This window comes from Pseudonocardia yuanmonensis, from assembly GCF_039542425.1.
GTDB lineage: Bacteria > Actinomycetota > Actinomycetes > Mycobacteriales > Pseudonocardiaceae > Pseudonocardia > Pseudonocardia yuanmonensis.
In genome coordinates, this window is record NZ_BAABIC010000062.1 from 1 (window position 1) to 1,108 (window position 1,108).

1 protein-coding gene and 1 pseudogene are annotated in these 1,108 nt (G+C 73.8%); both read right to left on the bottom strand.

Annotated elements, in window-relative coordinates; translation table 11 throughout:
* A pseudogene (locus tag ABD990_RS34095) lies at window positions 1-335 on the bottom strand (2-keto-4-pentenoate hydratase); the annotation flags it as partial.
* 35 nt (window positions 336-370) lie between these two features.
* On the bottom strand, window positions 371-1,108 hold a 738-nt coding region (locus ABD990_RS34100), incomplete at its 5' end, for a 2-keto-4-pentenoate hydratase (RefSeq protein WP_345384935.1).

Sequence of the window (1,108 nt, forward strand, 5' to 3'; positions counted from 1 at the left end):
CCCGAGGAGGCGGCGACGACGTCGGCTGCGGTGACGTGTGCGCCCTGCAGGTCCCGGCCGAGGGTGAACACGATCTCCGGCTCGCACCGCGGCTGGATCAGCGCCGAGGTGTCGAGTGGTTCGCCGAGGTCCACGGCCCCGGCGGCGGGCAGGAAGCCGTAGATGGGGCTGGACACCCCGACCTGGGCCTGCTTGGCGCGCGAGGTGACGCCGAGCTTCCAGCCGGCGAGGTCGCCGGCCGCGGCGCGCAGCTCGCGCTGCACGCGGTAGGCGGTGGGGATGTCGAGCTCGGGGTACTCGTCGGTCAGCGTGGTGATGGCGGTGCGGTCCGCCACGGCCTTAGACAGCCGGGCGGCCAGTTCGGAGAGGTTCACGAGACCCTCACCGTGACCGGGCCGAGCCGGTCGAACTCGGCCCGGAACACGTCGCCCGGGGTCATCGGGACCGCGGCGTGCAGCGCGCCGGTCAGGATCAGGTGGCCGGGTTCGAGGGGCACGCCGTGCTGGCCCAGGGTGTTGGCCAGCCAGGCGACGACGGCGACCGGGTCGCCGAGCGCGGCGGCGCCGGCGCCGGTGTCGACGAGCTCGCCGTTGCGGGTCAGGGCCATGCCGATCAGGCGGGTGTCCAGACCGTCGAGCGGGACGATCCGGCTGGAGGTGGCGATGGCGCCGTTGGAGGCGAGGTCGGCGACGGTGTCGGCGAGCTTGATGCGCCAGTCGGCGATCCGGGAGTCGATGATCTCCATCCCGGCGACGGCGCCGGTGATCGCGGCCCGGGTCCGGGTGACGGTGACCCCGGGGCCCTCGAGGCGCTCGCCGAGGACGAACACGATCTCGGCCTCGACCTTGGGGGCGACGAACGCGTCGAGCGGGATCGCGTCGCCGTCGCGGTACACGGTGGAGGCGAGCACCGGGCCGTAGTCGGGGGTGTCGATGCCCAGCGCCTTCTGCATCGGCGCGGCGGTCAGCCCGACCTTGTGCCCGACGATCCGGTCGCCGTCGGCGAGCAGCAGCGCGACCAGTTCCTGCTGGATGGCGTAGCCGTCGGCCATGCCGAGGTCGGGCTCGGTGTCGGTGAACGGGGGGATCGGGGTGCGGGTGCGTCGGGC